The organism is Pseudocitrobacter sp. 2023LY-00077 (genome assembly GCF_055796175.1).
The window spans coordinates 58,146-82,120 of the sequence record NZ_JBSPEI010000021.1; the positions used below are offsets into that span (position 1 = coordinate 58,146).

The window sequence follows — 23,975 nt, forward strand, 5'->3', positions numbered from 1 at the left end:
TTTATTCCTTCCTTACCAGTTCCACAGAGTGCCATCTTCCAGTCGCGCTACAGGCAAATACGCCGGGTCATACGGGTATTTCGCCGCCAGCTTTTCATCAAACTCGATACCCAGTCCTGGCTTCTCACCCGGATGCATGTAGCCGTTATCGAAGGTCCAGTTATGCGGGAAGACTTCAAGCATTTGCTCGGAATAGCCCATATATTCCTGCACGCCAAAATTTGGCACCCACAGGTCGAAATGCAGCGCCGCGGCCATGCATACCGGTGAAAGGTCGGATGGACCGTGCGAGCCGGTGCGCACCTGATAAAGTGACGCGAAATCAGCGATGCGACGCATCCCCGTAATACCGCCAGCATGAGTAATCGTGGTGCGAATATAATCGATTAACTGCTCTTCAATCAGCTGCTTACAGTCCCAGATACTGTTGAAGACTTCACCGACGGCAATTGGCGTTACCGTATGCTGACGAATCAGGCGGAAACATTCCTGATTTTCAGCCGGAGTGGGATCCTCCATCCAGAACAGGCGGTAATCTTCCACGCTTTTACCGAAGCGCGCGGCTTCAATCGGCGTCAGGCGATGATGCATGTCATGCAGCAGGTGTTCGTCAAAACCGAACTTGCTGCGCACGGCATCAAACAGCTTCGGCGTGAAGTCGAGGTACTTCTCAGTTGACCACAGCTGCTCTTCCGGCCATTGCCCTTTGGTGGCCGGTTCGTAAGCCAGCCCTTTCCCTTTCGACATGCCATAGGTCGTTTTCATACCCGGCACGCCACACTGCACGCGAATCGCTTTGAAGCCCATCTCTTTGTGGCGAGCGTAATCTTCGAGCACGTCATCAATGGTGTGACCTGTGGTGTGGCAATAAACCATCACGCCTTCACGCGACGCACCGCCCAGCAGCTGATAAAGCGGCATATTTGCGGCCTTTGCTTTGATATCCCACAACGCCATATCCACAGCGGAAATCGCCGACATCGTAATCGGGCCACGACGCCAGTAGGCGCCTTTATAGAAAAACTGCCAGATATCTTCGATGCGGTGCGCATCGCGGCCAATCAACTGTGGGCATAGGTGATCTTTCAGGTATGAGGCAACGGAAAGCTCACGCCCGTTCAGCGTGGCATCGCCGTAGCCTACAAGGCCCTCAGACGTGGTGATTTTCAACGTGACAAAATTTCGTCCTGGGCAGGTAACAAAAACTTCAGCTCCTGTGATCTTCATCTTCAATCCTTACATCTCATCGGTTAATGGCGCTAAGTTACACAACTGAACTACTACCATACAAGTATAACGATCAAAAAATGACTATCACGATCACAAAAATAGGTGCCTGGTTCGGTTGGGATTGTTAGCTAAGCGTAGAACTTCATGCCGGATGCGGCGTAACGCCTTTTCCGGCCAACGGTCAGCGCTTGCGAATCACCCCCGCCCCCATCCCGCCACAATAATCAGCATGCCGCAAAACGCCACGCCCGCGCCTGCCCAGTCATACATTGAGAGTTTGACGCCATCCACCACTCGCAGCCAGATAAGTGCGGTGAGAATATACACACCGCCATACGCGGCATAGACTCGCCCGCTGGCGGTCGGATGCAAGGTCAACAGCCAGACAAACATCGCCAGCGCCAGTGCGGCGGGAATCAGCAGTAGCGGCGTTGCGCCGCGTTTTAACCATAACCACGGTAGATAGCAGCCCAGGATTTCACACAGCGCCGTCGCAAAGAAAAGTAAGGGTGTTTTTAACATTATTGTCGCAGCGTTAAGGTAGGTTTAACGATGATACGGGATAATCCGTTGAAGACGACCCTGTTTTTCTCGTGGGTATGCCGCCGGAACGAGTTGTAGTAAACTCATCTCCGTTTTAGTTACGCCAAAGGAATCTGCAATGAATATGACATCTGGCAAACGCCTGTGCCTGACGGCGATGCTGGCGCTGAGCGCTATTATGTATACGGCGTCAGCCTCTGCTAATACCAGCAAACTGATTATTGAATCGGGTGATAACGCTCAGACGCGTCAGGATGCGGCGATGGATAAAGAACAGTGGAACGATACCCGTACGCTGCGTAATAAGGTCAATAATCGCGTTGAGAAAGAGTGGGATAAAGAAGATGCCGCTTTCGATTCACGCGACAAATGCCAGCAGAGCGCTAACGTGAACGCGTACTGGGAACCGAATACCCTGCGCTGCCTTGACCGTCGCACGGGCCGCGTCGTTAACCCCTAGTTGTTAACCCATAGTTGTTGGGCGCGTTTGCGCCCTTTTCCCCTTTTTATCCCATAGTCAGCCTGAAAGGATTTCACATGAGTGACGCCAGTAACGTCAGACTTCGCCCGCTCGAACGCGAAGACCTCCGCTTTGTCCACCAGCTCGATAACAACGCCAGCGTCATGCGCTACTGGTTTGAAGAGCCCTACGAAGCGTTTGTTGAACTCTCCGATCTCTATGACAAGCACATTCACGATCAAAGCGAACGTCGTTTTGTAGTGGAGTGCAACGGTGAGAAAGCGGGCCTGGTCGAATTAGTCGAAATTAACCACGTTCACCGCCGCGCGGAATTCCAGATTATTATTTCGCCGGAACATCAGGGTAAAGGGTTAGCCTCGAAAGCCGCAAAACTGGCGATGGACTACGGCTTTACGGTGCTTAACCTGTATAAGCTTTACCTGATTGTCGATAAAGAAAACGAAAAAGCGATTCACATCTACCGCAAACTCGGTTTTATGGTGGAGGGCGAGCTGATTCACGAATTCTTTATCAACGGCGAGTACCGCAACACCATCCGCATGTGTCTGTTCCAGCATCAATATATGGCGATGCACAAGACACCGGCTCCTGGGTTGCTGAAGCCGACGGCTCAGTAATAATCAATCACGTTTTTAATCGTATAACGGAGCGTGACCGCCGGGTTCACGCTCATATCAATCACCTCAAGGTCGCAGCTAACCGGATTATCATGCCGGTCATAATCACAACTCTGTTTAACGTTGCCAACCGGCTGCTTGTTCAGCAGGCTGACGGAGGTGTAATCGAGTTTTTTACGCGGATCGTCTGATGGGGTAGATAATATCGCCAGCGTATTTCCTTTGGTGAGCGACGTTTTACCCAGCGGATACCCTTCGCCGTCATACTGATAATTCACTTCACGTTCTTTGCTGAGTGATTTCACCACAAAGCCATCGTCGTTTGTTTCCCAGGCAACGCCCGCAGACGGCAATTCCGCCAGCTGACATTTTCCCTGCAACCGCACGCGTTTTTCCTGGGTCATGCCGTCGACGTAGTAGTTGGCATCCAGAACCAGCGTCGCGCCGGTGTTATTTTCCAGATCGTGAAACTCCAGCACGTCGAAACAGCCCTCTTCGGACATCTGCCCGCTAACCCGCTTTGCCACCTCGCCCTTCTCATTCATTAGCGTCTGGCTAAAGTCTTTTACCGGCCCGCGTAGCGGATCGAAATCGAACTCATTAGAAAAGCTCGCCATTTCCGGGGAAAATGCGGCCGGCGAGTCATTTTTATCGCAGGCTGCAAGTAGCGCTATAAATGGGGTCAGCAACAGAAGTCTCTTCACGCCGGGATCCTTTTTGGGGAATTTTCTCAATCATATTAGCAAATACAGTTATTTACACTAGCTTTGCTATACTTGATTTACATTTCAAAAAGGAGATTGCCATGAGATCTTCACGCTGGTTACTCGCGTTACTGTTGGCCGGAGCCGCCGCGCCCGCGCTGGCTGCACCTGACTCATGTGAACGTGTCAGGAGTGATATTCAACAAAAAATCATCAACAACGGCGTTGCCGAAAGCGCATTTTCACTGGATATCGTGCCTAACGATCAGGCCGATCAGTCAGGCGCTCAGGTTGTCGGCCACTGCGCCAACGATACCTTTAAAATCATCTATACCCGCAGCGATAACGCCCCATCCAGCGACGCCCAATAACTTCGCCTCCGTCATCAAATATTATCCCTGGTTTGACCAGGGATAATTCTTTCCTACTCCTTAATATGTATGATCCGCTCACCATTAGCCGGTATTTAATTTCACTTTGAAATTAATTAGACAAAATAATAATGGAGTGAGCGATGTCAACAACGGAATCTCCCGCCGGGATAAGCCGACGGACGCTTATCAAATCCTCAGCCGCAGGCTCACTGGCCCTGGTCGCTGGGGGATTATCTCTTCCTTTTGCCTTACGCCCTGCCGCCGCGGCGGTTTCATCCGCGAATCAGCCCGAAGATAAAGTCGTTTGGGGCGCCTGCTCCGTCAACTGCGGCAGCCGCTGCGCTTTGCGTTTGCACGTGCGCGATGACGAAGTGTACTGGGTTGAAACGGATAACACCGGTGACGATGTGTATGGCGATCACCAGGTGCGCGCCTGTCTGCGTGGGCGCTCGATTCGCCGCCGAATCAATCATCCGGATCGTCTCAATTACCCCATGAAGCGCGTAGGCAAGCGCGGCGAAGGCAAATTTGAGCGCATCAGTTGGGATGAAGCGCTGGATACCATCAGCAACAGCCTGAAAAAAGTGGTGCATGAATACGGTAACGAAGCGGTGTATATCAACTACACCTCCGGGATCGTCGGCGGTAATATTACCCGTTCTTCGCCCTACGCCTCGTTAGTCGCCCGCTTGATGAACTGCTACGGCGGTTTTCTCAGCCACTACGGCACCTACAGCACCGCACAAATCGCGGCGGCCATGCCCTACACCTACGGGTCAAACGAAGGCAACAGCACCTCCGATATCGAAAACACCAAACTGGTGGTGATGTTCGGCAATAATCCGGCGGAAACGCGTATGAGCGGCGGCGGGATTACGTATTTCCTTGAACAAGCGCGTGAACGCTCAAATGCGCGCATGATCGTTATCGATCCTCGTTATACCGATACCGCTGCGGGCCGAGAAGATGAGTGGATCCCCATTCGCCCCGGTACTGACGCTGCGCTGGTGGCGGGTATCGCCTGGGTGTTGATTAACGAAAATCTGGTTGATCAGCCTTTCCTCGATAAGTATTGCGTCGGTTATGACGAGAAAACGCTGCCAGAAGATGCGCCTGCGAACGGCCATTATAAGGCATACATTCTCGGCCAGGGCGAGGACGGTATCGCCAAAACCCCGCAGTGGGCTTCGCAGATTACAGGCATTCCGGCGCAGCGTATCATTCAGCTCGCCCGCGAAATTGGCACCGCCAAACCCGCTTATATTTGCTAGGGCTGGGGGCCGCAGCGTCAGGCTAACGGTGAGCTCACTTCTCGGGCAATCGCTATACTGCCTATCCTCACCGGTAATGTAGGCATCAACGGTGGTAACAGCGGCGCGCGTGAATCAACCTACACCATTACCATCGAACGTATGCCGTTGCCGGAAAACCCGGTGAAAACGCAAATCTCCTGCTTTAGCTGGACGGACGCTATCGACCACGGCCCGGAAATGACCGCCCTGCGCGATGGAGTACGCGGTAAAGATAAGCTTGATGTACCGATTAAGTTCATCTGGAACTACGCGGGCAACACCATCACTAATCAGCACTCTGACATCAACCGCACCCATGAAATTTTGCAGGATGAGTCGAAGTGCGAAATGATCGTGGTTATCGAGAACTTCATGACCTCATCGGCGAAGTATGCCGATATTCTTCTGCCCGACCTGATGACCGTTGAACAGGAAGACATTATTCCCAACGATTACGCCGGGAATATGGGATATCTGATTTTCATCCAGCCTGCTACCACGCCAAAATTTGAGCGTAAGCCTATCTACTGGATCACCAGTGAAGTAGCAAAGCGTCTGGGCCCGGATATCCACCAGCGCTTCACCGAAGGGCGCACTCAGGAAGACTGGCTACGCTATCTTTACGCCAAAATGGAAGCCAAAGACCCTGCGCTACCCTCTTATAATGCGCTGAAAAAAATGGGGATTTATAAGCGTAAAGATCCGAACGGCCATTTTGTGGCCTATAAAGCCTTCCGCGACGATCCGCAAGCGAATCCGCTGAAAACGCCGTCCGGAAAAATTGAGATTTACTCCAGCCGTCTGGCGAAAATCGCCAACAGCTGGGAGCTGCAAAAAGATGAGGTCATCAGTCCACTCCCCGTTTATGCCTCCACCTTCGAGGGCTGGGACGACCCGAAACGCAGCCAGTTCCCGCTTCAGCTATTCGGTTTCCACTATAAAGCCCGCACGCACTCCAGCTACGGCAACGTGGATGTATTACAGGCCGCCTGCCGTCAGGAAGTGTGGATTAACCCGGTCGACGCCCAGCCACGCGGGATTGCCAACGGCGATATGGTGCGCGTCTTTAACGATCGTGGTGAAGTGCGTCTTCCCGCAAAAGTCACCCCGCGCATTCTGCCTGGCGTCAGCGCCATGGGCCAGGGCGCGTGGCATGACGCCAACATGGCGGGCGATAAAATCGACCACGGCGGCTGCGTCAACACCCTCACCACTCAGCGTCCCTCCCCGCTGGCGAAAGGTAATCCACAGCACACCAATCTGGTACAAGTCGAAAAGGTATAACGCGTTTTGCCCGAGTGTCTTTTGGCCCGGGCGTTTTAATTATGGAAAAGCAAATAAGTGAGTCACTATGAAAATCATCGCGCCTGAGGCGCTTATGACGGCGAAGATTAGCCGCCGAAATCTGGTGAAAACCTCCGCGATAGGCGGCCTGGCCGCCGCCAGCAGCGCCTTCACACTGCCATTTACCCGCATCGCTCAGGCGGCGGATAAACTGGCACCCGTGGAGGAAAAAGCGGTCTGGAGTTCATGCACCGTTAACTGCGGCAGCCGCTGCCTGTTACGGCTTCACGTCAAGGACGACAGCGTTTATTGGGTGGAATCAGACACCACCGGCGAAGATATCTACGGCAACCATCAGGTTCGCGCCTGCCTGCGCGGGCGCTCGATTCGTCGCCGTATGAATCACCCGGATCGCCTGAAATATCCGATGAAACGCGTCGGTAAGCGCGGTGAAGGCAAATTCGAACGCATTTCGTGGGATGAAGCGCTGGATACCATCGGCGATAACCTGAAACGCATTCTGAAAGATTACGGTAACGAAGCGGTGCACGTGCTCTACGGCACCGGCGTTGACGGCGGCAACATCACTAACTCTAACGTTCCTTATCGCCTGATGAACTCGTGTGGTGGTTACCTGAGCCGTTATGGCAGTTACAGTACCGCACAAATCAGCGCCGCCATGAGCTACATGTTCGGCAGTAATGACGGCAACAGCCCGGACGATATCGCCAACACCAAACTGGTAGTGATGTTCGGCAACAACCCGGCGGAAACGCGCATGAGCGGTGGCGGCGTCACCTATTATGTGGAACAGGCGCGCGAGCGCTCTAATGCCCGCATGATCGTCATCGACCCGCGCTATAACGACACCGCGGCCGGGCGTGAAGATGAGTGGCTGCCGATTCGCCCTGGCACCGACGGCGCGCTGGCCGCAGCGATCGCCTGGGTGTTAATCACTGAAAACCTCGTTGATCAACCATTCCTCGATAAATACTGCGTCGGTTACGACGAAAAAACGCTGCCTGCCAGCGCCCCGCAAAATGCGCACTACAAAGCCTATATTCTGGGCGATGGCCCGGATGGCATCGCGAAAACGCCAGAATGGGCGGCGCAAATCACCAGTATCCCGGCGGATAAAATCATCAAGCTGGCGCGTGAAATCGGTAGCGCAAAACCGGCCTACATCTGCCAGGGCTGGGGGCCGCAGCGTCACTCCAACGGTGAGCAAAACTCACGCGCCATCGCCATGCTGTCAGTGCTGACCGGTAACGTGGGTATCAATGGCGGGAACTCCGGCGTGCGTGAAGGGACATGGGATCTCGGCGTGGAGTGGTTCTCGATGCTCGATAACCCGGTGAAAACGCAAATCTCCGTCTTCACCTGGCCGGACGCTATCGACCACGGCGAGAAAATGACCGCCATCCACGACGGTGTGCGCGGGAAAGATAAACTCGACGTGCCGATTAAGTTCATGTGGTGTTATGCCAGCAACACGCTTATCAACCAGAACGGTAATATCAGCCGCACCCATGAGATTTTGCAGGATGATAGCAAGTGCGAAATGATTGTCGGCATCGAGCATTTCATGACGGCGTCAGCAAAATATTGCGACATTCTGCTGCCCGATCTCATGCCGACCGAGCAGGAGGATCTGATTTCTCATGAATCCGCCGGGAACATGGGTTATGTCATTCTCGGTCAACCGGCAACCAGCCGTAAGTTCGAACGTCGTCCGATTTATGAAATCCTGTCTGAAATCGCCAAACGTCTTGGGCCGGATGTGTATCAAACCTTCACCGAAGGCCGCTCACAGCATGAATGGGTTCAGTACCTGCATGCCAAAACCAAAGAACGGAATCCGGAAATGCCGTCCTATGAAGAGATGAAAACGCTCGGCATCTTCAAGAAAAAATGCCCGGAAGAACACTACGTAGCTTTCCGCGATTTCCGTGACAACCCGGCAGCGAATCCGCTGAAAACGCCATCAGGAAAAATTGAGATCTACTCTGAACGGCTTGCCGATATCGCTAAAACCTGGGAGCTGAAAGAGGATGAAATTATTCACCCGCTGCCGGCCTATGCACCCGGCTTTGATGGCGTGAGCGACCCGGCGCGCAAAACCTATCCGCTGCAATTAACCGGTTTCCACTATAAAGCGCGTACCCACTCCAGCTACGGCAACATCGACGTGCTGCAACAGGCCTGCCCGCAGGAGATCTGGATCAACCCGGTCGATGCACAACCGCGCGGCATTGCCAATGGCGATACCGTTCGTGTTTCCAGCCAGCATGGCCAAATGCTGATCCCGGCGAAAGTCACGCCGCGCATTCTGCCTGGCGTCACCGCCATCGGGCAAGGCGCGTGGCTGAAGGCTGATATGTTCGGCGATCGCCTGGATCACGGCGGCAGCATCAACATTCTCACCTCTCACCGTCCATCACCGCTGGCGAAAGGCAACCCGTCTCACAGCAATCTGGTTCAGGTTGAAAAGGTATAAGGAGTAACCGATGACAACCCAGTACGGCTTTTATATTGATTCCGCCCGCTGCACAGGCTGCAAAACCTGCGAGCTGGCGTGTAAGGATTACAAAGATTTGGGCCCCGATGTCAGCTTCCGTCGCATTTATGAATACGCGGGCGGCAACTGGCAGGAAGATAACGGCGTCTGGCATCAGGACGTCTTCGCCTATTATCTCTCCATCTCGTGCAATCACTGCGAAGATCCGGCGTGTACCAAGGTGTGCCCAAGCGGCGCGATGCACAAACGCGAAGATGGTTTCGTTGTTGTCGATGAAGATGTTTGCATCGGCTGTCGCTATTGCCACATGGCGTGTCCGTATGGCGCACCGCAATACAATGCTGCGAAAGGTCATATGACCAAATGCGACGGCTGTCATGACCGCGTCGCCGATGGCAAAAAACCGATTTGTGTTGAATCCTGCCCGCTGCGCGCGCTGGACTTTGGCCCGATCGACGAACTGCGCAAAAAACACGGCAACCTGGCGGCTGTCGCGCCGCTGCCGTCCGCACACTTCACCAAACCGAACATTGTGATTAAACCTAACGCTAACGCGCGCCCGACCGGCGATACCACCGGTTATCTGGCAAACCCAAAGGAGGTCTGAAATGGGAAATGGATGGCATGAATGGCCGCTGGTACTCTTCACCGTACTGGGCCAGTGCGTTGCTGGGGCGCTGATTGTCAGCGGGCTCGGCTGGTTCGCCTTGAAAGATGATGCTGCCGCGCGTCAACGTCTGGTGCGCGGTATGTTCTTTTTATGGCTGGTGATGGGCGTCGGTTTTCTGGCGTCGATTATGCACCTCGGTTCACCGCTGCGGGCGTTTAACTCCCTGAACCGCGTGGGCGCGTCTGCGCTGAGTAATGAAATTGCCGCCGGGTCGATTTTCTTCGCCGTCGGCGGATTCTGGTGGCTGGTGGCCGTGCTGGGCAAAATGCCGGAAGCGCTGGGCAAACTCTGGTTGCTGGTGAGCATGGTGCTGGGGCTGGTATTTATCTGGGCAATGACCCGTGTTTATCAGATCGATACCGTGCCAACCTGGTATAATGGCTATACGACGCTGGCCTTCTTCCTGACGGCCTTTGTCAGCGGCCCGCTGTTTGCCGCCCTGCTGCTGCGTGCAGCACGCGTGATGTTTAACGGAGTCACCTTTGCGGCAGTCAGCGTTCTCGCCCTGCTGGTGAGCATTGCAGTGATTGTTTTGCAGGGTATTTCGCTCGGCGACATTCACAGCTCCGTACAGCAGGCCAGCGCGCTGGTACCGGACTACGGCAGCCTGCAGGTCTGGCATATCGTGCTGGTTGCTGCGGGTCTTGGCTGCTGGATTTGCCCGCTGGTACGTCGCAAAGAACCGGCTGTGTTTGGCCTGTTGCTGGGGCTCCTCCTGGTGCTGGCTGGCGAACTGATTGGCCGTGGTCTTTTCTACGGCCTGCACATGACCGTGGGTATGGCCGTTGCAGGTTAACGGATGACACAACTGGTGCGGGGCAACCCGCACTTTTTAGGATGGTTTGAATGACTGATTTTACCCAACACGACGCATTTCCCATGACCGCCCGTGTACTCGGCGCGCTGTTTTATCTGCCGCCAGAAAGCCCGGAAGCCGCGCCGCTGGTTGAGGCGCTGAAAGGCACGGAATGGCTGACCCAGTGGCCCTTGCCACAAGAGGTGTTGCAGCCACTGAGCGCAAAATTTAACGCGGATGCCGAAGAAACGTTGTCTGAAGCCTGGCAGCGCTTGTTTGTCGGCCCGTATGCGTTGCCTTCTCCACCGTGGGGTTCCGTCTGGCTGGACCGCGAATCGGTGCTGTTTGGCGACTCGACCCTGGCGCTGCGCCAGTGGATGCGTGAAAACGGCATCCAGTTCGATATGCAGCAAAACGAGCCGGAAGATCACTTTGGCTCCCTGCTACTGCTGGCCGCCTGGCTGGCGGAAAATGAGCAGCACGTCCTGTGCGAACAACTGCTGGCCTGGCATCTCTTCCCGTGGTCCACGCGTTTTCTGGAAGAGTTTGTCGCTAACGCAGAGCACCCGTTTTATCAGGCGTTGGGCGAATTAGCGCAACAGACGCTGGCGCAGTGGCAGTCTCAGTTATTGATTCCGGTTGCTGTGAAAACGCTGTACCGATAATGTCCGTCGTGCCGGATAGCGGCGTAATACGCCTTATCCGGCCACGACTAATTGTGACAACGTCACTTCTGGGTTTTACTTTTAAGACTATTCTATACATCCCCCGCAAGCCGTTCTCCCGTATAGCCAACCTACTGATTTCGCTGAAAAGCTGAGCAAGATAAATCCCCCTGTTTCTGGAATGCCCGCTCATCCATTGCTATAGGTCAAATGCGTCACTTTGAATATGACGCGTTAATAAAAACCTATAACAGGGAGAAACACAGCAATGCAGGCTTCCCCCCTTATGCGCTTTCTGGGCTTTACTGGCGCGATTGTTCTGGTACTGGCGCTCCTCGTCTGGGGCATCGGACTGGACACAATAAAAGCCCGTCAGGTTGACCTGATCTACCTGGGTCAACAACACCTTAAACTCGTCTTTATCTCAATGTTCTTTGCCCTGCTGGTCGGTATTCCCAGCGGTATCCTGTTAAGCCGTCCGGCGGCAAAGGGTATCGCCGAATATGTGATGCAGATTTTCAACGTCGGTAACACGCTGCCGCCGCTGGCAGTACTGGCACTGGCGATGGTGGTCATCGGGATTGGTGATATACCCGCTATCGTGGCGCTTTTCCTCGCCTCGCTGCTGCCGATTGTGCGTAACACCTATTCCGGCCTGAAGTCGGTTCCGCCTTCGCTGATTGAAGCGGCCAACGGAATCGGCATGACGAAGTTACAACGGCTCTGGCAGGTCGAACTCCCCAACGCCTGGCCGGTGATGCTGTCAGGCATTCGCATCGCAACCGCGATCAACGTCGGTACTGCTCCGCTCGCCTTCCTGATTGGTGCCAGCAGCTACGGCGAACTGATTTTCCCGGGGATCTACCTTAACGATTTCCCAACGCTGATTTTAGGCGCCACGGCTACCGCCCTTTTTGCCCTGATCCTTGATTCCCTGCTCGCCTGGCTTGGCCGCGTACTCAGCCCCCATACAGCCTGAACATAAGGAGCATGACATGACATTTAAAAAACAGCTGCTGGGGTGGTTTAGCGCAACGTTACTGTTTGCCGGAACCGCGCAGGCTGCGCCTATTACCCTGGCCACCAAGAGCTTTACCGAACAGCATATTTTATCGGCGATGACCGTGCAGTATCTGCAAAAGAAAGGATTCCAGGTTCAGCCACAAACCAACATTGCCACCGTTATCTCGCGTAATGCGATGATCAACAAACAGATTGATATGACATGGGAGTACACCGGTACCTCACTGATTATCTTTAACCACATCAACAAACGGATGAGCCCGCAGGAGTCTTACGACACGGTAAAACGGCTGGACGCCAAACTGGGCCTGGTGTGGCTTAAGCCGGCAGATATGAACAATACCTATGCCTTCGCCATGCAGCGTAAACGTGCGGAAGCGGAAGGCATTACCACCATGTCGCAGATGGTGGAGAAGATTGAGCACATCCGCCAGACCGACCCGGATAAAAACTGGCGTCTGGGGCTGGACCTTGAATTCGCCGGGCGCAGTGACGGCATGAAGCCGTTGCAGGAAGCCTACAACATGCCGCTCGATCGCCCGCAGATCCGCCAGATGGACCCGGGTCTGGTCTATAACGCGGTACGCGATGGTTTTGTCGATGCCGGGCTTATCTATACCACCGATGGTCGCGTGAAAGGTTTTGACCTGAAAGTGCTGGATGATGACAAAGGTTTCTTCCCGAGCTACGCCGTGACACCGGTGGTGCGCAAAGACGTGCTGGAGGCCAATCCAGGCCTTGAAGAAGCGCTGGATACCCTCTCCGGCCAGTTGAATAACGACGTGATCGCCACGCTTAACGCGCAGGTGGATATCGACCATCAAACCCCGCAGCAGGTAGCCCGTAAATTCCTGCAAGACAAAGGCATGCTGTAAGGAGCGCTTATGGACACGTTGCATTACATGATGGACAACGCAGGCTACCTTGCCACGCTCACCCTTCAGCATCTGTGGCTGGTGGCGTTGGCGGTGGGTCTTGCGATTATTATTGGCGTCCCGCTCGGCATTCTCATCGTGCGTCACAAATGGCTGGCCACGCCGGTACTGAGCGTCGCGACGCTGCTGTTAACCATTCCGTCTATCGCCCTGTTTGGCCTGATGATCCCGCTGTTTTCGCTGATCGGTCACGGGATTGGCGTGCTGCCCGCCGTCACCGCCGTTTTCCTCTATTCCCTGCTGCCAATTGTGCGCAACACGCATACGGCGCTGGACGCCCTGCCGCCTGGCCTGCGCGAAGCGGGACGCGGAATCGGCATGACCTTCTGGCAGCGTTTGCGCTGGGTAGAAATTCCGATGGCATTACCGGTGATTTTCGGCGGTATTCGCACCGCCGTGGTGATGAACATCGGCGTGATGGCGATTGCTGCCGTAATTGGCGCAGGCGGGCTGGGATTACTGTTACTGAACGGCATTGGCGGAAGTGATATCCGCATGCTGATTGCTGGCGCACTGATGATTTGCTTACTGGCGATTGTGCTCGACTGGCTGCTGCACCGCCTGCAAATCGCTCTGACACCGAAGGGGATACGATAATGATAAAACTGGAAAACCTCACTAAACAATTTTCACAGAAAAACGGTCAACCATTAAAGGCCGTCGATAACGTGAACTTGAATGTGCCAGAAGGTGAAATGTGTGTACTGCTGGGGCCCTCCGGCTGCGGCAAAACCACCACCCTGAAGATGATCAACCGCCTGATTAAACCCAGCAGCGGGACCATTCTCATCAACGGGCAAAATACCGATGAGATGGACACGGTGACGCTGCGTCGCAATATTGGCTATGTTATCCAGCAAATCGGTCTGTTCCCGAATATGACCATTGAAGAGAACATTACCGTGGTACCGCGCATGCTGGGCTGGGATAAAGCCCGCTGCAAAACCCGTGCGCAGGAACTGATGGAAATGGTGGCGCTGGATTCGAAAAAATTCCTTCATCGCTACCCCAAAGAGATGTCCGGCGGTCAGCAGCAGCGTATTGGCGTGATCCGCGCCCTGGCGGCGGATCCACCGGTACTGCTGATGGATGAACCTTTCGGCGCGGTCGACCCGATTAACCGTGAAGTGATTCAGAATCAGTTCCTCGAGATGCAGCGAGCACTGAAGAAAACCGTCATGCTGGTGAGTCACGATATCGATGAAGCGCTGAAACTGGGCGACCGTATCGCGGTATTCCGTCAGGGACGCATTATTCAGTGCGCCAGCCCGGATGAGCTGCTGGCAAAACCGGCCAACGAATTTGTCGGCTCGTTTGTCGGCCAGGACCGTACGCTGAAGCGCCTGCTGTTAGTCTCGGCGGGCGACGTCACCGACCAGCAACCGACGATTACCGCCCGCAACTCTACGCCGCTTGCTGAAGCTTTCGGCATCATGGATGACAACGACATTCGCGCGCTGACCGTGGTGGATGAGGAAGGCAAACCGCTCGGGTTTGTGAAACGTCGCGAAGCGCGTCAGGCGAGCGGCGTCTGTTCTGATCTCATCCACCCGTTCCGCGTCACCGGTAAGGCGGAAGATAACCTGCGCGTGGTGCTGTCGAAACTCTATGAGAGCAATACCAGCTGGATGCCGATTGTCGATGAAGAGGGGCGCTATAACGGCGAGATTTCGCAGGATTATATTGCCGATTATCTCAGCTCCGGGCGTACGCGTCGGGCGCTGAATATTTATAGCGAGAACTAAGCCCTCACCCCGGCCCTCTCCCACAGGGAGAGGGAGAAAACCGCACACACTTAACCACTGGCACGAACGGTCCCCTCTCCCTGTGGGAGAGGGTTAGGGTGAGGGGGATCCGCACCCACAGCTTTTGCATCTCCCCTGCTTTCCCCGCAAAATAGCCGCCTGAACTTCTTTGTGTTGAAACCGCTCATGCAACGTCTTCACGCTTATCCCGATCTGCGCACTATGCTTCGTCGTCTGCTGTTTGCCGCCATCACCGGTATGCTCGCCGCGCTGGCGGTGGCAGGGTTTCGTCATGCCATGCTGTTTCTGGAGTGGCTGTTTCTCAGCAATGACACCGGCAGCCTGGTCAACGCCGCGACGGGGCTTTCCGCCTGGCGGCGCGTGCTGACGCCCGCTCTTGGCGGATTTGCGGCGGGAATGCTCTTGTGGGGCTGGCAGCGTTTGAATCAACAACGGCCTCACGCGCCCACGGACTACATGGAAGCGCTGCGCACCGACGGGCAATTTGATTATGGCGCCAGCCTGGTCAAATCACTGGCATCGTTACTGGTGGTGGTCAGCGGTAGCGCCATTGGCCGTGAAGGCGCGATGATCCTGCTGGCGGCACTGGCAGCGTCGTGGTTTGCTCAGCGATTTACCGCACGCGACGAATGGAAATTATGGATTGCCTGCGGGGCTGCCGCCGGGATGGCGAGCGCCTACCACGCACCGCTGGCGGGTAGCCTGTTTATCGCCGAAATTCTGTTTGGCACATTGATTCTGGCCTCGCTTGGCCCGGTCGTGGTGTCTGCCGTTGTCGCATTGCTGACCACGCATCTGATCGGTGGCGGCAGCGAACCGCTCTACGTTGTCAATCTGCCGCACTCGCTCAACGTAACGGCCTATGCGCTGATTATCGCCACCGGTCTGCTGGCGGGCGTATGTGGCCCGTTATTGATGTGGTTAATGAATGCCACGCACAACCTCTTTTTGCGCCTGAAACTCTCTCCGCCCTGGCAACTGGCGCTCGGCGGGTTGATTGTTGGCCTGCTGTCGCTACTGACGCCCGCGGTCTGGGGAAATGGTTACAGCGTGGTCCATGCCTCGCTGCTGTCCCCGCCGTTGCTTGCCGCAATTGCAGGGATATTCATTTGTAAACTATTAGCGATCCTCGCCAGTAGCGGCTCCGGCGCGCCGGGCGGCGTGTTTACGCCAACGCTGTTTCTGGGAATGGCAGTGGGCATGCTGTTTGCGCAGCTGTGCGGGATTTGGCTGCCCGATCAGCCGTCAATGGCTGTCTTACTGGGGATGAGCGGCATGGCAACGCTGCTGGCGGCAACCACGCATGCGCCGATCATGTCGACATTGATGATTTGTGAAATGACCGGGCAATATAGCGTACTGCCCGGTTTATTGATTGCCTGTGTACTGGCGTCAGTGCTGTCGCGAACCTTACGCCAGGATTCGATCTACCGTGAGCACGTTGCTCAACATGGATAAATTGATGTACTGGCTCAGTTCACGCTGCTCGGCGCGCGGCAGATACGGCAGTTCACCAATCAGCGGCGCGGGCAGTTTTTTACTCAGCACATCAATGATTTCCGCGTAATGTGCAAGGCCCGGGTTAATACGGTTAGCCACCCAGCCAATCAGCGGCAGGCCGTCGTTTGCGATGGCCTGGGCCGTCAGCAGCGCATGGTTGATGCACCCTTCCTGAATCCCGACCACCATCACGACCGGCAATTGCTCCTGAACCACCCATTCAGAAAGCGGGCGCAGGTCATTCATCAGACTACGCCAGCCGCCTGTCCCTTCAACGACCACGTTGTCCACTTTCTCGCTCAGGCTGGCGAGCCCGTTTGACAGCAGCGTGTAGTTGATTGGGCAGCTATGCGCGACGCTGCTTTCTTCTTCGCTCAGGGCAATCGGGTTCACCGCATCGTAAGGCAGTTCCAGCGACGACACGCTTTGCAGCACCAGCGCATCTTTGTTGCGTAGCCCTTCAGGGGTCTCTTTGCTGCCTTTTGCCACAGGTTTGTACCCGGCTACTCGTTTCCCGCTGGCTGCCAGCGCCTGCAGTAGCGCACGGGAAACCACCGTCTTGCCGACAGAAGTATCAGTACCAGTAATAAAGAAACGGTTAAGCATTACTAACTCCACAGTTATGCCGGTGAAATATACAGACCAGAAATAATTTAAAGTGGTGAAAGTCTACGTGATGAACCAGAAACTCGGCTTGAGATAGCGCAATTTTTTGCGCGACAGTGAAAAAATGTTAACCCTGTAACAGTCGAATCAGCAGCGATCCGTTATAGAGCGCATCCTTGACCAGCGCCGCCCCGGCCATCGTGCCACGGTTTGAGAACTGGGTCTGTTCAACGGAGATATGCTTGCTGTAAGCCGGAAGTGACTGCTGACGAATACAGTCGCTGATCGCCGGGAAGAGGATATCGGCAGCCTGATTAAACGGCGAACCGATAAGTATTTTTTGTGGATTGAATAAATTCACCATGATGGCCAGGATGCGCCCGACGTTGGTACCGACGCTGGTGATGATATCTTTCGCCAGTAAATCGCCCTTGACCGCCGCCAGGCACAGCGACTCCACCGTCAGCGGCTGCTGGTGCAGCATCGAACTCATCGACTGATGCATTCGCACCTGCGCCAGCTCCAGCACGCTCTCTACGCTGGCGATGGTCTCCAGGCAACCGTGGTTACCGCAGTAGCAACGTTTTCCGTAAGGATCGACCTGCGTATGGCCAATCTCCACCAGACTACTGCTGCCCGCATGAAGCAGACGGCCGTCGGTGATCACCCCCGCGCCCACGTTATGATCAATCACCACCTGAATGACATCCCGCGCCCCACGTGATGCGCCAAACAGCGCCTCTGCCATGGTCCATGCGCTGATATCATGCTGAATATAAACAGGTACGCCCGTATGCGCCGCCAGCGTTTCACCCAGCGGCATCTCTTTCACGTCCTCGTAGAACGGCATCCGATGAATGATCCCGCTTTCCGTATCAATGATGCCGGGAAGCGTAATGGCGATAGCCGTTAAACGCTCCAGCTTGCCCTGATGGCGAATAAAGAACTGATCGATTTGCGTGATAATGCGGTTCAAAAGCGGTTGCGGGTCCTGAAGCGCCAGCTCGAGGCGCTCTTCTACCACCAGCTTGCTACTGAGATCGCGCAGCGCGAGGTGAATTTCACCCCGGCTGATACGCAACGCCAGATAGTGCCAGGCTTCCGTTTCCACCATCAAACCGACGGCTGGACGCCCGCGGCTGCCAGGCTCCTGAATTTCAGTTTCCTGCACCAGATGTGCTTCGAGCATTTCACGCACAATTTTGGTAATACTGGCCGGCGCCAGCTGCGCCAGCCGGGAGAGGTCGATACGCGACACCGGGCCAAGCTGATCAATCAGGCGATACACCGCGCCCGCATTGGTCTGCTTTATTTGATCGATATGGCCTGGCTGACTGTCCGCTACCACCGTAGACTCCCTTTATTTTCGCGCTTCGAAATAATCTCAGGGCTATGGTGAAGGACTTCAATGGGGTACGCCAAATTTTTCCTTAGCCTTGTGATTTGCCGCACATTTTTTCATGCTTTTTCGTCAGAAATGCTTATCTTTGCCGCAGCCAGCAGCTGTTGCTTAAAGCGTTGGGCAGCCTGACTAAGTTCATGATGTTTAGACCACACCAGCCACATTTCTGAAACGGCATCTTCTTCAATGATGGGCACCCAGCGCATTTCCATCAGCTGCACACGCCGAAACGACGCCGGGAGAATCGACACCCCGAGCCCGGATGCCACCAGGCCAATAATGGTCATCGCCTCGCCCACTTCCTGCGTCATTCGCGGCGTCACGCCATAGCGGCGAAGCAGGCCCAGGATATCGTCATACAGCCCCGTTCCCACGTGCGGATCGAAAAAAACAAAAGGCTCATCGGCCAGCTCTGTCAGACTCACGGCGCGTTGATTCGCTAACGGATGCTCATGATGAATCATCGCCAGCAGCGGCTCATGCAGGATCACCTCCCACTCCAGCGTGTCAGGAAGCTGCGTATTTCGCATCAAACCGAGATCTAACGAACCTTCGGTTAGCGGCGAAATCTGCTCACGGGTATTGGTTTCGCGCGTCTGGATATGGACATCGGGATAGCGACGACGAAAGGTCGAGAGCGTATCGGACACCGCCTTAATAAAGGGGGCCGACGAGGTAAAGCCAATATTCAACTCGCCCGTTTCGCCATGATGCAAACGCCCCGCGCGGGCGGCGGCCTCTTCCACCAGCAGCATGATTTGACGGCTATCGGCAAGGAACTGCTTTCCCGCCGCCGTGAGGTTAACGCTGCGGTTGGTGCGGGCAAACAGACGGGCGCCGATTTGCTGTTCAAGTATTTGAATTTGCTGACTTAACGGAGGCTGAGAAATATTAAGCCGGGCAGCGGCGCGACCAAAATGTAGCTCTTCCGCTACCGCAATAAAGTAGCGCAGATGACGCAGCTCGATATTCATATTTGTTACATATCAATTGAGATTATTAATATATTAGACAGAATATTCGCGATTTCCTACTCTAATTATGTGACCTGTGTCGCTATTACCTTTTGTTTTTACGCAAGGATCTTCCCGTGAGCCGTACAACCACCGCAGACAACGAACCGGCTATCGACGTCCGCGACAATGCCCCATCCAGGCCGAACCAGTTTATTACTCGCGGCACACCTCAGTTTATTCGGGTTACCCTCGCACTTTTCTCCGCCGGGCTGGCGACCTTCGCCCTGCTCTACTGCGTTCAGCCGATTCTGCCGGTGCTGTCACATGAGTTTGGTATCTCGCCTGCGGGAAGCAGTATTTCGCTGTCGATTTCCACGGCGATGCTGGCGATAGGGCTGCTCTTTACCGGGCCGCTTTCCGATGCCATTGGCCGCAAACAGGTTATGGTAACGGCGCTGCTGCTGGCATCGTGCTGCTCTCTGCTCTCCACGATGATGACCAGCTGGCACGGCATTCTCGTCATGCGTGCGCTGATTGGTTTATCGCTCAGCGGCGTGGCGGCGGTCGGCATGACCTACCTCAGTGAAGAGATCCACCCCAGTTTCGTCGCTTTCTCGATGGGTCTTTACATTAGCGGTAACTCAATTGGCGGAATGAGCGGACGCCTGCTCACCGGGGTTTTCACCGATTTCTTCGGCTGGCGTATCGCTCTGGCGGTGATCAGCGCCTTCGCGCTGGCCTCGGCAATTATGTTCTGGAAGATCCTCCCGGAATCGCGCCATTTCCGCCCTTCCTCCCTGCGTCCGAAAACGCTGCTGCTTAATTTCCGTCTGCACTGGCACGATCGCGGCCTGCCGCTGTTGTTTGTCGAAGGCTTCCTGCTGATGGGCGCGTTCGTCACCCTGTTTAACTATATTGGCTACCGCCTGATGCTCTCCCCCTGGTCGCTGAATCAGGCCGTGGTTGGCCTGCTCTCCGTCGCTTATCTCACGGGGACCTGGAGCTCACCGAAAGCCGGCATGATGACCGCCCGCTACGGTCGCGGCCCGGTGATGATCTTCTTCACCGGCGTTATGCTGCTCGGCCTGCTGCTGACGCTCTTCTCGCCGCTGTGGGTCATCTTTCCCGGCATGTTGCTGTTTTCCGCCGGCTTCTTTGCCGCGCACTCGGTCGCCAGCAGCTGGATTGGCCCGCGCGCGCGTCGCGCCAGAGGCCAGGCCTCATCGCTTTATCTCTTCAGCTACTACCTGGGTTCCAGCATCGCCGGGACGCTGGGCGGCGTGTTCTGGCATCGTTACGGCTGGAATGGCGTCGGCGCGTTTATCGCTCTGCTGCTGGTCGCGGCGCTACTGGTCGGAACGTTGCTGCATAAACGATTGCATTGATGGCGACGGGCGCGAATTTTTTGCGCCCGCTTACCGCCCTGTGATAGATCTGAATCTATCGGCGCCTGCCGCCTTCTCCTTCATAGAAAACAGGGCACTATGGAAAACAAAAACTACCAACACCTCACCCGCACCTTCCAGCGTCTCTCCCGTTTTTCACACCTTTCCGCCATCGCTGGCTGGGATATGTTTGCCATGATGCCGCCAGGCGGCAGCAACGCGCGTAGCGAAGCGCTGGCTGAACTTGGCGTGTTACAGCACCAGATTCTGACCGATAAACAGGTTGCTGAGTGGCTGCGCAACGCGGAACAGGAAAGTCTTAACGATCTCGAACAGGCAAACCTGCGTGAAATGGCGCGTCATTATCAGCAGGCCGCCCTGTTGCCGGAAAGCCTGGTAGAAGCCAAATCGCTGGCAGGTAGCCGCTGCGAGCACGCCTGGCGGACACAGCGCCCGAACAACGACTGGCAGGGCTTCGCGGAAAATTTAAAAGAAGTGGTCAAACTCAGCCGGGAAGAAGCTCGTATCCGTGCGCAGTCCAAAGGCTGCTCACCTTATGATGCGCTGCTGGATATTTTTGAGCCCGACATGACCAGCGCTCGTCTGGACGTGTTGTTTGGCGATCTTAAATCCTGGCTGCCAAAACTGTTAACCAGCGCGGTAGAAAAACAGGCCAGCAAAACGCTGATCGCCCCGCAAGGCCCGTTCCCGGTTGAAAATCAGCGCCAGTTAGGGCTGGAAGCGATGAAGCGCCTCGGCTTCGATTTTAACGCCGGTCGTCTGGACGTCAGCGCGCATCCTTTCTGCGGCGGCGTGCCGGAAGATGTCCGCATCACCACCCGTTATAACGAGCATGACTTGTTAAGCGCCCTGTTCGGCGTGATCCACGAAACCGGGCATGCGCGCTATGAGCAGAATCTGCCGCGTAACTGGCTGGGGCAGCCGGTATCGTATGCACGTTCTACCGCCATCCACGAATCGCAAAGTCTGTTCTTTGAGATGCAACTGGCGCGCAGCGATGCCTTCCTTCAGCATTTGCTTCCGGCGGTTGTTGAACAGTTTGGCCCGCAGCCCGCGTTTGAGGCCTCAAACTTTGTTGCCTGGAACCAGCGCGTGAAACCGGGCTTTATTCGTATTGATGCCGACGAAGTGAGTTACCCGGCGCACGTGATCCTGCGTTACGAAATTGAACGCGCGTTGATTGATGGCGAAATTGAAGTGGATGATATTCCCGCCCTGTGGGATGAAAAAATGCGTCACTGGCTGGGGCTCTCGACGGAAGGCAACTACCGCGATGGTTGTATGCAGGATATTCACTGGACCGACGGCGGCTTCGGTTATTTCCCGTCCTACACGCTGGGGGCGATGTACGCTGCACAGTTGATGCACGCCGCGCGTAATGCAATGCCAGATCTCGAATCACGTATTGCCAGCGGTGATTTCAGCACGTTGTTCGAGTGGCTGCGCCAGAATATCTGGCAGCACGGTAGCCGCTTCGGTACCTCGCAGCTTATTCAGCAGGCGACTGGCGAAGACCTGAACAGCCGCTATTTCCGCGAACATTTAACCGCCCGCTATCTGTAATTCTCCTCACGCCGGAGGGCTCTCCTCCGGCGTTGTACATTCCGTTACACGCCGATACCAATCACTCACGGAAAGCCTGATAACTCAGGGATATAGTTCTTTCAACGGCCCCGCAGTGGGGTTGAATGAAAAAACCAATTCGAGGGTATGAGAATGAAAAAAGTATTAGCTCTGGTTGTTGCCGCTGCTATGGGTCTGTCATCTGCTGCATTCGCTGCTGAAACTACCGCCGCTCCTGCACCGGCTGCTACCGCAACCGCTAAAGCTGCACCGGCAAAAACCATGCATCACAAAAAACACCAGAAAGCCGCCACTGAACAAAAAGCGCAGGCTGCAAAAAAACACCACAAAAAAGCCGCTAAAACTGAAGCAACCAAACCGGTAGAACAAAAAGCGCAAGCCGCTAAGAAACACAAAAAACATGAAGCCGCAAAACCGGCTGCTGCTGAGCAGAAAGCACAGGCAGCAAAAAAACATCATAAAAAAGCAGTAAAACACGAAGCCGCTAAACCAGCCGCTCAGCCTGCTGCATAATCGTCACCGTTCGTATCGTTCCGATGACAAATCGGCGCTGTTTCAGCGCCGATTTTTTCCTGGAGAGCAATGATGTTGCGGCGCTATCGTTTCGAGCTCATCCTGGCTTTACTCATCATCTGCGCACTGATTGCGACAAGGTTTTTCCTTTACTGAGCGTAGTTCGCTGATTTTGCTCCCCCTTTTCATTTGTCCCGTCTATAGTAATCACATTGGGTTTAACTTTTTATAATCATAATTACCCCACCAGAGAGTGATATGCGTAGAGCTGTTTTCGTTTTACTGGGATCGTTGAGCGCGCTGTCGATGGCTGTACATGCGGATGACGGCGATAGAGGCATGAGCGCGAAAGATGTCAAAACGCTGTTTTTCGGTCAGGACGATCGCACCCTTGTGACCGATGCAACAGATTCCCCCTGGGATGCTATCGGTCAACTGGAAACCGTCAGTGGTAACCTGTGCACCGCCACCCTCATTTCGCCCCATCTGGCGTTAACCGCCGGACATTGTTTACTGACGCCCCCCAATGGCAAGCCGGATAAAGCTGTCGCGCTACGCTTTGTGTCCCAGAAAGGCGTCTGGCGTTATGAAATTCACGGTATTGAAGGTCGCGTTGATCCTTCGCTTGGCAAGCGTCTGAAGCCCGATGGCGATGGCTGGATTGTTCCGTCTGCCGCCGCGCCGTGGGATTTTGGCTTAATTATTTTGCGTTATCCGCCGGGGGGAATTACGCCGCTGCCGCTGTTTGAGGGTGATAAAGCCGCCCTCACAGCCGCATTAAAGGCAGCGGACCGTAAAGTGACGCAATCTGGCTACCCGGAAGATCACCTTGATTCGCTCTACAGCCATCAAAACTGCGTGGTCACCGGATGGGCGCAAACGTCGGTGCTGTCGCACCAGTGCGATACGCTACCGGGCGACAGCGGTTCGCCATTAATGTTAAAGACAGATAATGGCTGGCAATTGATTGCGGTACAGAGTTCCGCTCCGGGGCCGAAAGATCGCTGGCGCGCGGATAACCGGGCCATTTCGGTGACGGGTTTTCGCGATAAGCTGGAAGCGCTGGCGACAGAGTAATCTTTGTGCCAGGTGGCGCTACGCTTACCTGGC

General features: G+C 55.0%; 23 protein-coding genes and 1 pseudogene. 18 read left to right on the forward strand and 6 right to left on the reverse strand.

All coding sequences use genetic code 11. From position 1 onward, the window contains the following. Positions 1-12 precede the first annotated feature (12 nt). Both rspA and ACWWFX_RS21725 read right to left on the reverse strand, forming a co-directional pair. Complete coding sequence (rspA, locus tag ACWWFX_RS21720; RefSeq protein WP_473224763.1) at positions 13-1,227, reverse strand: starvation-sensing protein RspA; 1,215 nt, start codon at positions 1,225-1,227, stop codon at positions 13-15. Positions 1,228-1,425: 198 nt separating this feature from the next. Next, positions 1,426-1,752 carry a YnfA family protein gene (locus tag ACWWFX_RS21725; protein WP_473224764.1) on the reverse strand — a complete coding sequence of 109 codons (327 nt, stop codon included), beginning with the start codon at positions 1,750-1,752 and terminating at the stop codon, positions 1,426-1,428. Between the two features lie 139 nt (positions 1,753-1,891). On the opposite strand from ACWWFX_RS21725, the gene ACWWFX_RS21730 reads away from it, so the two are divergent. After that, entirely contained in the window at positions 1,892-2,233 is a 342-nt protein-coding gene (locus ACWWFX_RS21730) for a DUF1283 family protein (protein WP_276224068.1), read from the forward strand. A gap of 77 nt (positions 2,234-2,310) precedes the next feature. Beyond that, on the forward strand, positions 2,311-2,871 hold the full coding sequence (gene speG / locus ACWWFX_RS21735; protein WP_015964455.1) for a spermidine N1-acetyltransferase: 561 nt from the start codon (positions 2,311-2,313) through the stop codon (positions 2,869-2,871). Here the strand turns inward: speG and ACWWFX_RS21740 are convergent. Beyond that, positions 2,865-3,575, reverse strand: a complete 711-nt coding sequence (locus ACWWFX_RS21740) for a YnfC family lipoprotein (RefSeq protein WP_276224065.1) — start codon at positions 3,573-3,575, stop codon at positions 2,865-2,867. The genes speG and ACWWFX_RS21740 overlap by 7 nt on opposite strands. 101 nt (positions 3,576-3,676) lie before the next feature. On the opposite strand from ACWWFX_RS21740, the gene ACWWFX_RS21745 reads away from it, so the two are divergent. The 11 genes and pseudogenes from ACWWFX_RS21745 (at position 3,677) to clcB (ending at position 16,356) form a co-directional block, all read left to right on the forward strand. Further along, the gene (locus ACWWFX_RS21745) at positions 3,677-3,946 is read left to right on the forward strand and encodes a DUF1161 domain-containing protein (protein ID WP_108474221.1); all 270 of its coding nucleotides are present in this window, start codon (positions 3,677-3,679) and stop codon (positions 3,944-3,946) included. A 143-nt stretch (positions 3,947-4,089) separates the two neighbouring features. Continuing rightward, positions 4,090-6,525 (forward strand): annotated as a pseudogene (ynfE, locus tag ACWWFX_RS21750) (selenate/tellurate reductase subunit YnfE). Positions 6,526-6,592: 67 nt separating this feature from the next. Beyond that, entirely contained in the window at positions 6,593-9,022 is a 2,430-nt protein-coding gene (gene ynfF / locus ACWWFX_RS21755) for a selenate/tellurate reductase subunit YnfF (RefSeq protein ID WP_473224765.1), read from the forward strand. A gap of 10 nt (positions 9,023-9,032) precedes the next feature. Further along, positions 9,033-9,650, forward strand: a complete 618-nt coding sequence (locus ACWWFX_RS21760) for a DMSO/selenate family reductase complex B subunit (protein ID WP_276224060.1) — start codon at positions 9,033-9,035, stop codon at positions 9,648-9,650. Position 9,651: 1 nt separating this feature from the next. Further along, entirely contained in the window at positions 9,652-10,509 is an 858-nt protein-coding gene (locus ACWWFX_RS21765; protein WP_473224766.1) for a dimethyl sulfoxide reductase anchor subunit family protein, read from the forward strand. Positions 10,510-10,559: 50 nt separating this feature from the next. Beyond that, a complete protein-coding gene (gene dmsD / locus ACWWFX_RS21770; RefSeq protein ID WP_276224056.1) occupies positions 10,560-11,174 on the forward strand; it encodes a Tat proofreading chaperone DmsD in 615 nt (204 codons plus the stop codon). Between the two features lie 268 nt (positions 11,175-11,442). Next, positions 11,443-12,153: an osmoprotectant ABC transporter permease OsmY gene (gene osmY, locus ACWWFX_RS21775; RefSeq protein ID WP_276224054.1), complete on the forward strand. Its 711-nt coding sequence runs from the start codon at positions 11,443-11,445 to the stop codon at positions 12,151-12,153. 16 nt (positions 12,154-12,169) lie between these two features. Beyond that, a complete protein-coding gene (osmX, locus tag ACWWFX_RS21780; protein WP_473224767.1) occupies positions 12,170-13,072 on the forward strand; it encodes an osmoprotectant ABC transporter substrate-binding protein OsmX in 903 nt (300 codons plus the stop codon). 9 nt (positions 13,073-13,081) lie between these two features. Next, positions 13,082-13,729 (forward strand): osmoprotectant ABC transporter permease OsmW, encoded by a 648-nt coding sequence (gene osmW / locus ACWWFX_RS21785; RefSeq protein ID WP_015964466.1) that lies wholly within the window; start codon positions 13,082-13,084, stop codon positions 13,727-13,729. Continuing rightward, entirely contained in the window at positions 13,729-14,877 is a 1,149-nt protein-coding gene (gene osmV, locus ACWWFX_RS21790) for an osmoprotectant ABC transporter ATP-binding protein OsmV (protein WP_276224049.1), read from the forward strand. The genes osmW and osmV overlap by 1 nt, the downstream gene beginning before the upstream one ends. A 186-nt stretch (positions 14,878-15,063) precedes the next feature. After that, entirely contained in the window at positions 15,064-16,356 is a 1,293-nt protein-coding gene (gene clcB, locus ACWWFX_RS21795; RefSeq protein WP_473224768.1) for a voltage-gated ClC-type chloride channel ClcB, read from the forward strand. On the opposite strand, the gene bioD is transcribed toward clcB, so the two are convergent. The 3 genes from bioD to ACWWFX_RS21810 all read right to left on the reverse strand — a co-directional run bounded on the left by bioD (position 16,309) and on the right by ACWWFX_RS21810 (position 19,380). Then, on the reverse strand, positions 16,309-17,004 hold the full coding sequence (bioD, locus tag ACWWFX_RS21800) for a dethiobiotin synthase (protein WP_108474210.1): 696 nt from the start codon (positions 17,002-17,004) through the stop codon (positions 16,309-16,311). The genes clcB and bioD overlap by 48 nt on opposite strands. Before the next feature lie 127 nt (positions 17,005-17,131). Further along, positions 17,132-18,352 carry a sugar metabolism global transcriptional regulator Mlc gene (gene mlc / locus ACWWFX_RS21805; protein WP_276221300.1) on the reverse strand — a complete coding sequence of 407 codons (1,221 nt, stop codon included), beginning with the start codon at positions 18,350-18,352 and terminating at the stop codon, positions 17,132-17,134. A gap of 110 nt (positions 18,353-18,462) precedes the next feature. Beyond that, a complete protein-coding gene (locus tag ACWWFX_RS21810; protein ID WP_231827308.1) occupies positions 18,463-19,380 on the reverse strand; it encodes a LysR family transcriptional regulator in 918 nt (305 codons plus the stop codon). Positions 19,381-19,496: 116 nt separating this feature from the next. Between ACWWFX_RS21810 and ACWWFX_RS21815 the strand changes: the two genes are divergently transcribed. From ACWWFX_RS21815 to ACWWFX_RS21835, 5 genes are all read left to right on the forward strand, one after another. Next, complete coding sequence (locus tag ACWWFX_RS21815; RefSeq protein WP_276221304.1) at positions 19,497-20,747, forward strand: MFS transporter; 1,251 nt, start codon at positions 19,497-19,499, stop codon at positions 20,745-20,747. A 99-nt stretch (positions 20,748-20,846) separates the two neighbouring features. Continuing rightward, on the forward strand, positions 20,847-22,331 hold the full coding sequence (locus ACWWFX_RS21820) for a carboxypeptidase M32 (protein WP_473224769.1): 1,485 nt from the start codon (positions 20,847-20,849) through the stop codon (positions 22,329-22,331). Positions 22,332-22,484: 153 nt separating this feature from the next. After that, on the forward strand, positions 22,485-22,865 hold the full coding sequence (asr, locus tag ACWWFX_RS21825) for an acid resistance repetitive basic protein Asr (RefSeq protein WP_276221308.1): 381 nt from the start codon (positions 22,485-22,487) through the stop codon (positions 22,863-22,865). A 72-nt stretch (positions 22,866-22,937) separates the two neighbouring features. Continuing rightward, on the forward strand, positions 22,938-23,021 hold the full coding sequence (gene ydgU / locus ACWWFX_RS21830; RefSeq protein ID WP_459349919.1) for a small membrane protein YdgU: 84 nt from the start codon (positions 22,938-22,940) through the stop codon (positions 23,019-23,021). Positions 23,022-23,123: 102 nt separating this feature from the next. Further along, complete coding sequence (locus ACWWFX_RS21835) at positions 23,124-23,942, forward strand: trypsin-like serine peptidase (protein ID WP_473224770.1); 819 nt, start codon at positions 23,124-23,126, stop codon at positions 23,940-23,942. Positions 23,943-23,975: the final 33 nt, after the last annotated feature.

What these genes read in the sequence shown, in the direction of transcription:
- rspA (WP_473224763.1), bottom strand. Translation starts at nt 1,227, where the DNA reads ATGAAGATCACAGGAGCTGAAGTTTTTGTTACCTGCCCAGGACGAAAT.
- ACWWFX_RS21725 (WP_473224764.1), bottom strand. Translation starts at nt 1,752, where the DNA reads ATGTTAAAAACACCCTTACTTTTCTTTGCGACGGCGCTGTGTGAAATC.
- ACWWFX_RS21730 (WP_276224068.1), top strand. Translation starts at nt 1,892, where the DNA reads ATGAATATGACATCTGGCAAACGCCTGTGCCTGACGGCGATGCTGGCG.
- speG (WP_015964455.1), top strand. Translation starts at nt 2,311, where the DNA reads ATGAGTGACGCCAGTAACGTCAGACTTCGCCCGCTCGAACGCGAAGAC.
- ACWWFX_RS21745 (WP_108474221.1), top strand. Translation starts at nt 3,677, where the DNA reads ATGAGATCTTCACGCTGGTTACTCGCGTTACTGTTGGCCGGAGCCGCC.
- ynfF (WP_473224765.1), top strand. Translation starts at nt 6,593, where the DNA reads ATGAAAATCATCGCGCCTGAGGCGCTTATGACGGCGAAGATTAGCCGC.
- ACWWFX_RS21760 (WP_276224060.1), top strand. Translation starts at nt 9,033, where the DNA reads ATGACAACCCAGTACGGCTTTTATATTGATTCCGCCCGCTGCACAGGC.
- ACWWFX_RS21765 (WP_473224766.1), top strand. Translation starts at nt 9,652, where the DNA reads ATGGGAAATGGATGGCATGAATGGCCGCTGGTACTCTTCACCGTACTG.
- dmsD (WP_276224056.1), top strand. Translation starts at nt 10,560, where the DNA reads ATGACTGATTTTACCCAACACGACGCATTTCCCATGACCGCCCGTGTA.
- osmY (WP_276224054.1), top strand. Translation starts at nt 11,443, where the DNA reads ATGCAGGCTTCCCCCCTTATGCGCTTTCTGGGCTTTACTGGCGCGATT.
- osmX (WP_473224767.1), top strand. Translation starts at nt 12,170, where the DNA reads ATGACATTTAAAAAACAGCTGCTGGGGTGGTTTAGCGCAACGTTACTG.
- osmW (WP_015964466.1), top strand. Translation starts at nt 13,082, where the DNA reads ATGGACACGTTGCATTACATGATGGACAACGCAGGCTACCTTGCCACG.
- osmV (WP_276224049.1), top strand. Translation starts at nt 13,729, where the DNA reads ATGATAAAACTGGAAAACCTCACTAAACAATTTTCACAGAAAAACGGT.
- clcB (WP_473224768.1), top strand. Translation starts at nt 15,064, where the DNA reads ATGCAACGTCTTCACGCTTATCCCGATCTGCGCACTATGCTTCGTCGT.
- bioD (WP_108474210.1), bottom strand. Translation starts at nt 17,004, where the DNA reads ATGCTTAACCGTTTCTTTATTACTGGTACTGATACTTCTGTCGGCAAG.
- ACWWFX_RS21810 (WP_231827308.1), bottom strand. Translation starts at nt 19,380, where the DNA reads ATGAATATCGAGCTGCGTCATCTGCGCTACTTTATTGCGGTAGCGGAA.
- ACWWFX_RS21820 (WP_473224769.1), top strand. Translation starts at nt 20,847, where the DNA reads ATGGAAAACAAAAACTACCAACACCTCACCCGCACCTTCCAGCGTCTC.
- asr (WP_276221308.1), top strand. Translation starts at nt 22,485, where the DNA reads ATGAAAAAAGTATTAGCTCTGGTTGTTGCCGCTGCTATGGGTCTGTCA.
- ydgU (WP_459349919.1), top strand. Translation starts at nt 22,938, where the DNA reads ATGTTGCGGCGCTATCGTTTCGAGCTCATCCTGGCTTTACTCATCATC.
- ACWWFX_RS21835 (WP_473224770.1), top strand. Translation starts at nt 23,124, where the DNA reads ATGCGTAGAGCTGTTTTCGTTTTACTGGGATCGTTGAGCGCGCTGTCG.